Raw genomic sequence first — 6,717 nt, 5'->3', positions numbered from 1 at the left:
GCCGACGACCTCACCGCCTGGCAGGCCCTGGCGCGGGCGTTGCCGCCGGGCGCGCCGCGCCGGCCACTCGCCCTGGCCCGCATCGGCCAGCTCTGCGCCGAGTACGACCTGGAGCGCGCAACGTCGCTGCAACGTCGCGGAAACTAGCGTCCCGCCATCACCCCTGACGGACGGCGGAGGTACCCATGACGCGCTACGACGCCCCCACCCACTGGCAGTCCCGCTACGACCACTTCATCGGCGGCGAGTACGTCACGCCGCACGGCGGGCAGTACTTCGAGAACCCCACCCCGGTGACCGGTCAGACCTTCTGCGAGGTGGCCCGGGGCACCGCCGAGGACGTCGAGAAGGCCCTCGACGCCGCGCACGGCGCCGCCGACGCCTGGGGACGCACCTCGGTCGCCGAACGGTCGCTGATCCTCAACCGGATCGCCGACCGGATGCAGGAGAACCTGGAGTCCCTCGCCATCGCCGAGACCTGGGAGAACGGCAAGCCGGTACGGGAGACGCTGGCCGCCGACATCCCGCTGGCGATCGACCACTTCCGGTACTTCGCCGGCGCGATCCGGGCCCAGGAGGGCAGCCTCGGCGAGATCGACGACGACACCGTGGCGTACCACTTCCACGAGCCGCTCGGCGTGGTCGGGCAGATCATCCCGTGGAACTTCCCGATCCTGATGGCGGTCTGGAAGCTCGCCCCGGCGCTGGCCGCCGGCAACGCGGTGGTGCTCAAGCCCGCCGAGCAGACCCCGGCGTCGATCCACTACTGGCTCTCGCTGGTGGCCGACCTGCTGCCGCCCGGCGTGGTCAACATCGTCAACGGCTTCGGCGTCGAGGCGGGCAAGCCGCTGGCGTCCTCGCCCCGGGTGGCGAAGGTGGCGTTCACCGGCGAGACCACCACCGGGCGGCTGATCATGCAGTACGCCAGCGAGAACATCAAACCCGTCACCCTGGAGCTGGGCGGCAAGAGCCCGAACATCTTCTTCGACGACGTCAGCGCCGCCCACGACGACTTCCACGACAAGGCGCTCGAAGGCTTCACCATGTTCGCCCTCAACCAGGGCGAGGTGTGCACCTGCCCGTCCCGGGCGCTGATCCAGCAGGGCCACTACTCGGACTTCCTCGCCGCGGCGGTGGAGCGGACCGGCCGGATCGTGCAGGGCCACCCGCTGGACACCGACACGATGGTCGGCGCGCAGGCCTCCAACGACCAGCTGGAGAAGATCCTGTCCTACCTGGACATCGGCCGCCAGGAGGGCGCTCGCGTCCTGACCGGCGGCGCCCGCGCGGATCTGGGCGGGGAACTGTCCGGCGGCTACTACGTCCAGCCGACGATCTTCGAGGGCGACAACTCGATGCGGATCTTCCAGGAGGAGATCTTCGGCCCGGTGGTATCGGTGACCTCCTTCGCCGACCTAGACGACGCCGTGAAGATCGCCAACGACACCCTGTACGGCCTCGGCGCGGGCGTCTGGACCCGGGACATGAACACCGCGTACCGGGCCGGGCGGTCGATCCAGGCCGGGCGGGTCTGGACGAACTGCTACCACGCGTACCCGGCGCACGCCGCGTTCGGCGGATACAAGCAGTCCGGCATCGGGCGGGAGAACCACAAGATGATGCTGGAGCACTACCAGCAGACCAAGAACCTGCTGGTCAGCTACTCCACCAAGAAGCTCGGCTTCTTCTGATGGCCGACACCGTGACCGTGACCCCCGCGGCGGCCGAGGTGCTCCGGTCGCTGCGGGAGCGGCACGGGCCGCTGATGTTCCACCAGTCCGGCGGCTGCTGCGACGGCAGCGCCCCGATGTGCTACCCGGCCGGCGAGTTCCGCACCGGATCGTCGGACGTCCTGCTGGCGTCGCTCGCCGTCGACGGGGTGCCCGAGCCGGTCGAGTTCTGGATGTCGTCGGCCCAGTGGGAGTTGTGGAAGCACACGAGGTTGACGGTCGACGTGGTGCCGGGGCGGGGCAGCGGGTTCTCGCTGGAGGCGCCGGACGGGGTCCGCTTCCTCATCCGTTCCCGGCTCGCCACCTGAGCTCGGCAGCGGTCCCGCCGGATACGGCGGGACCGCTGCTGGTCAGGCGATCTGCCGCAGATCGTTGCCGTAGTCGAAGATGATGCGCAGCCGCGCCCCGAGGGCATTCGCGTAGCGGCTCAACGTGGCCACCTCGTTCACGTCGAGGTCGCCGTTCTCGATCTGGCTGACCCGTCCCGGCGTCACACCCATCAACTCCGCCACCTGACGCTGGGTGAGCCCGAGACGCTTGCGCTCCTCCGCCAGATGGAACGCGCTCACCCACGCTTCGGTGCGGGCACGCTCCTTGTCGTACTCAGCGTCGTCGTCGCCGAGTTGGTCCCGGACGTCGTTCCAGTCGTGGAACTCGGTCATTGCTCCCCCCTCCGCTGCCTCTCGTGGTCGAGCCAAGCCTTGTAGGTGATCTCCGCCAGCGGGATGTTTTCCTCGTACCAGCGGCTCCAGTTGTGCGCCTTGTTCCCCGCCACCAGCAGCACCGCCTGGGACCACGGGTCGAAGGCGAAGAGCACCCGGACGGCCACGTCGCGTCCGGACCGAGGCCGCAACTCCTTCAGGTTGCTGATGCTGGACCCTCGGAGAGTGTCCACGAGTGGACGCCCCAGCCCCGGCCCGACCTCCGCCAACATGTCGACGGCGACGCTTACACGCCGGTACGTGTCGGGATCGGCACGCCGTAGGTCTCGCAGCCACTGCCGCACCTCGCTGGTCACGCGGACGGTCCAGCGCCGGTTGGTCTGCTCCACCATCCCCCGACTATAGCCTGGGCTAAACAACCGCCGCCACGATAGTGCCAGTGTCGGCCGGCCGCGACCTGTGGGCGGGCACCGCGCCCGCCCACAGGTCGAGCGTCGTCAGCCGATGCTGAAGACCGCGTTGTCCATCTCGCCGCGGAACTGGTCGTTGTTGGTCAGCCCGGCGCCCTTGGCGCCGATGTTCACCTTCGCGGTGCTGGTGATGGCCATCGTGGCGCCGGTCGCGGTCTTCACCGTCTCGGTGCCGACGATCAGGCTGAGCACGTCACCGCGCCGCTTGCACTGGACGAACTTCCAGCCCTGGTCGGCGATGGAGGCGTCGGCGGTGAGCAGCAGCGAGGCAGCCCCGTCGGCACCCGTGCCGGCGATCCGGCAGCCCGGCTTGCCGCTGTCGAGCTGGAGCTTCCACTGCGCCGGGTCGGCGAAGACGCCCTTCTGCATCAGGTTCGCCCCGCTGGTCACCTGCCCGGCGGTGACCTTCACCAGGGTGCTGATCGTGAAGTCCTGCGTGCCCGGGTTGAGGTTGGCGGCGTCGGGCACCTGGATCACCGCGCTGCCCGAGGCGGGGAAGGCGATCGCCGGGCTGGTGCCGGTGCCGCTCGGGCGGCTCGCCCGCGAGATGCTGCCCGGGGCGCCCACCGCGATGCAGCCGGAGTCGCCGGGGGTGGCGACGTCGGCGAAGCAGCCGGACGTCCACGGGCCGGGCTCGATTTGCCCGGTCGGCGTGGCGTCGAAGTCCAGCCGCAGCTGCTCGGTGGCGGCGTACGCGGGTGCGGTGTCCACCAGCACGGCGGCGGCGAGGGCGGTGACACCCAGGGCGAATGCGGACATGGCACGACCCATGACGGTCCTCCAGGGACTTAAGCTGCGGACCCCCGTACGGCCGCAGCGTCCCAACATGATCACCATCCGTGCGACCGCTGTCAATGCCCGGGATCGATCCTTGTCGAGGCTGAAGGCATCGACCGACCCTTGGGGACCGAGGTTTCCTACGCTCGTGGCGGGAGCGTCGGTCAACGGCCGTCCAGTAGCGGCTGTCGCGGGTCCCAGGGCGGGCCGCCGGCCGCGTCCCGGCGGCGGCGGGCGATGGCCGACAGGGCCTCCAGGACCACCCGGTTGCCCAGGTACGCGGTGATGTCGGCGTGGTCGTACGGCGGGGCGACCTCGACCACGTCCACCCCGACCACGGGCAGTTCGTAGCAGACCCGGCGGACCGCGTCGAGCAGTTGCCGCGAGGTCAGGCCGCCCGGTTCGGGGGTGCCGGTGCCCGGTGCCATGCCCGGGTCGACCACGTCCACGTCGACGGAGAGGAAGACTCCCTCGCACTCGTCGGTCGCGATCGTGAAGGCCTCCGACAGGCAGGTGTCGAGGCCGCGCGACACCAGCTCGGTCATCTCGTAGGAGCGCATCCGCTGGGCGGCCATCCACGCCAGGGTGGGCGGGTCGGGCCAGTAGCCGCGCAGGCCGATCTGGAGGAACCGGTCGCCGCGTACCGCGCCGGACTCGATGAGCCGGCGCATCGGCTGGCCGTGCCCGTGCAGCGAGCCGAACTCGATGTGTCCGGTGTCGGCGTGCGCGTCGAAGTGCACCAGCGACACCCGGCCGAGCCCGTGCTGCCGGGCGACCCCGGTGGCGTCGGGCAGGGCGATGGAGTGGTCCCCGCCGAGGACGATCGGGATTGCGCCGGCGGCGGCGACGGCGTACACGGCGGCCTCCAGCGACGCCAGCGACCGCTCGATGTCGCCGGAGAACATCTCCACGTCGCCGGCGTCGTAGACCCGCAGGTCGCGCAGCCCGTCGACGCGCATCGCCAGGGACGGGCGGGAGCCGTCGTGCGGCAGGTAGCAGGCCTGCCGGATGGCGGACGGGCCGAAGCGGGTGCCGGGCCGGTGCGAGGTGCCGCCGTCGAAGGGCGCTCCGACGATGACGATGTCGGCGTCCGCGTACGACGCGGGGTCGTCCAGGGTGCAGCGGTCCACGCCGAGGAAGGTGATGTCGGGGCCGTACATCGGGCCGTAGCGGTTCATCGCTCCTGGACCCCCCACGGCGAGCCGTACCCGGTGAGCAGGTCGAGGAAGGGGCGGGGCGGCAGGGCCTCGGGGCCGATCACCCCGGTCCCCGACCAGGCGCCGGTGGCGAGCAGTTCCAGGGCCACCACCGGGTTCACCGCGGTCTGCCAGACGACGGCCTGGTGGCCGTACTCCCGCATGGACCACTCGTTGTCGACCACGTGGTAGAGGTAGACCTCGCGCGGCCGCCCGTCCTTGCCGGTGCCGGTGACCCAGGTGCCGGCGCAGGTCTTGCCGCGCATCCGGTCGCCCAGGGTGGCCGGGTCGGGCAGGCTGGCGGCCACCACGTCCCGGGGCGACACCTCGACGCCCCGGACGGAGACCGGCGCGGTCGAGTCGAGGCCGACCTTGTGCAGGGCCTTCAGCACCTCGATGAACTCGTCGCCCAGGCCGTACTTGAAGGTGACCCGTTTCGCCTTCACCCAGCGCGGGATCAGCAGCACCTCCTCGTGCTCGACGTTGACGCACTCGACCGGGCCGATCCCCGCCGGGAAGTCGAAGATTTCCGGCTCGCTGAACGGCTCGGTGGTGTACCAGCCGCGGTCGGCCTCCCAGATCACCGGCGGGTTCAGGCACTCCTCGATGGTGGTCCAGATGGAGAACGACGGTGCGAAGTCGTAGCCGTCGACGGTGAGGTTCGCGCCGTCGCGGACGCCGATCTCGTCGATCTCGTCGAACAGCTCGTCGGCGGCGTAGCGGGCGAATACGTCCGACAGGCCGGGCTCGATGCCGATGCCGCAGAGCGCCAGCCGGCCGGCCGCCGCCCACCGGTCGGCGACGGCGAACTGGTCGTCGCCGAGCTTCACCCCGGTCTCGGCGTAGGGGCGGGACGGGTGCGGGTGGGACAGCGACATGGCCATGTCGAGGTAGTCGGCCCCGGCGGCGAAGGCGCCGTCGAAGATCGGCATGACGAAGCGCGGGTCGACCGCGTTGAGCACGTGGGTGATCCGGTGCTCCCGGCAGAGCGCGGCGACCGCGTCGGCCGAGGAGGCGTCCACCGTGGCGGCGACGAACCGGTCACCGTGCCCGGCCACGGCACGCTCGGCGCGGCCGAGGTCGTAGTCGGCGACGACCATGGTCTCGAAGAAGGAACGGCGGGCGGCGATGGCGACAGCGGCGGAGCCGACGCCACCGGCGCCGACGAGCAGGATGCGCATCAGGAATCAAACCCCAAACCAAGACGATCGAGAGTACGGAGCCAGACGTTGCGCCGGCCCTCGCGCGCGTCGGCGCGGGCGAGCGACCAGCGGGTGAGGTTGATGCCGGCGGCCCGGACGGGCTCGGCGGGAACGGCAGCGGCGTGCTGCGGACCAGGTCGAGCCGGGTCAGCGGGGTCTCCTCGCCGCTGAGCAGGTCGAGCATCACCCGCGCGCCGAACCGGGTGGCCCCGACGCCGAGCCCGGTGTAGCCGGCCGCGTACGCCAGCCGGCCGTCGTAGGCGGTGCCGAAGAACGGGCAGAACCGGGTGCAGGTGTCGATCACGCCGCCCCAGCGGTGGCTGAAGCGCAAGCCCTCCAGCTGCGGGAACGTGGTGAAGAAGTGTTCGGCGAGGGCGGTGAAGGTGGCTGGCCGCTGCTCCAGCTCCGGTGCCACCCGGTTGCCGTAGTGGTAGACCGCGTCGTAGCCGCCGAAGAGGATCCGCTGGTCGCCGGTGATCCGGTAGTAGTGGAACTGGTTGCCGGTGTCCGCCAGCCCCTGCCGGTTGCGCCAGCCGATGGCGTCCCGCTGCGCCGGGGTCAGCGGCTCGGTCATCAGGGCGTAGTCGTAGACCGGCACGAGCCAGGCGCGCAGCCGGCGCAGCAGCGGTGGGAAGGCGTTGGTGGCGAGCACCACCTGCCGGGCCCGCACCGTCCCCGGC

Annotated in this window: 7 protein-coding genes and 2 pseudogenes; 3 read left to right on the top strand and 6 right to left on the bottom strand. The window is 71.1% G+C overall.

Annotated elements, in window-relative coordinates; translation table 11 throughout:
* The 3 genes and pseudogenes from JNW89_RS23055 to JNW89_RS23045 form a co-directional block, all read left to right on the top strand.
* Positions 1-147: pseudogene (locus JNW89_RS23055) on the top strand (transcriptional regulator); the annotation flags it as partial.
* Between the two features lie 38 nt (positions 148-185).
* Positions 186-1,691, top strand: coding sequence for an aldehyde dehydrogenase (adh, locus tag JNW89_RS23050; protein WP_238450472.1), 1,506 nt, complete (start codon positions 186-188; stop codon positions 1,689-1,691).
* Positions 1,691-2,038 (top strand): DUF779 domain-containing protein, encoded by a 348-nt coding sequence (locus tag JNW89_RS23045; protein ID WP_238450471.1) that lies wholly within the window; start codon positions 1,691-1,693, stop codon positions 2,036-2,038. The genes adh and JNW89_RS23045 overlap by 1 nt, the downstream gene beginning before the upstream one ends.
* A gap of 42 nt (positions 2,039-2,080) precedes the next feature.
* Here the strand turns inward: JNW89_RS23045 and JNW89_RS23040 are convergent, their stop codons facing one another.
* From JNW89_RS23040 to JNW89_RS23015, 6 genes and pseudogenes are all read right to left on the bottom strand, one after another.
* Positions 2,081-2,392, bottom strand: a complete 312-nt coding sequence (locus JNW89_RS23040) for a helix-turn-helix domain-containing protein (protein WP_238450470.1) — start codon at positions 2,390-2,392, stop codon at positions 2,081-2,083.
* Positions 2,389-2,784 (bottom strand): type II toxin-antitoxin system RelE/ParE family toxin, encoded by a 396-nt coding sequence (locus JNW89_RS23035; RefSeq protein ID WP_238450469.1) that lies wholly within the window; start codon positions 2,782-2,784, stop codon positions 2,389-2,391. The genes JNW89_RS23040 and JNW89_RS23035 overlap by 4 nt, the downstream gene beginning before the upstream one ends.
* 105 nt (positions 2,785-2,889) lie before the next feature.
* Positions 2,890-3,621, bottom strand: coding sequence for a LamG-like jellyroll fold domain-containing protein (locus JNW89_RS23030; protein WP_238450468.1), 732 nt, complete (start codon positions 3,619-3,621; stop codon positions 2,890-2,892).
* 182 nt (positions 3,622-3,803) lie between these two features.
* Positions 3,804-4,817 (bottom strand): agmatinase, encoded by a 1,014-nt coding sequence (gene speB, locus JNW89_RS23025; RefSeq protein ID WP_238450467.1) that lies wholly within the window; start codon positions 4,815-4,817, stop codon positions 3,804-3,806.
* Entirely contained in the window at positions 4,814-6,016 is a 1,203-nt protein-coding gene (locus tag JNW89_RS23020) for a saccharopine dehydrogenase family protein (RefSeq protein WP_238450466.1), read from the bottom strand. The genes speB and JNW89_RS23020 overlap by 4 nt, the downstream gene beginning before the upstream one ends.
* Positions 6,016-6,717: pseudogene (locus JNW89_RS23015) on the bottom strand (NAD(P)/FAD-dependent oxidoreductase); the annotation flags it as partial. The gene JNW89_RS23020 and the pseudogene JNW89_RS23015, both read right to left, overlap by 1 nt.

This window comes from Micromonospora sp. 4G55 (genome assembly GCF_016803375.1).
This window is presented reverse-complemented; position numbering and strand designations above follow the sequence as displayed.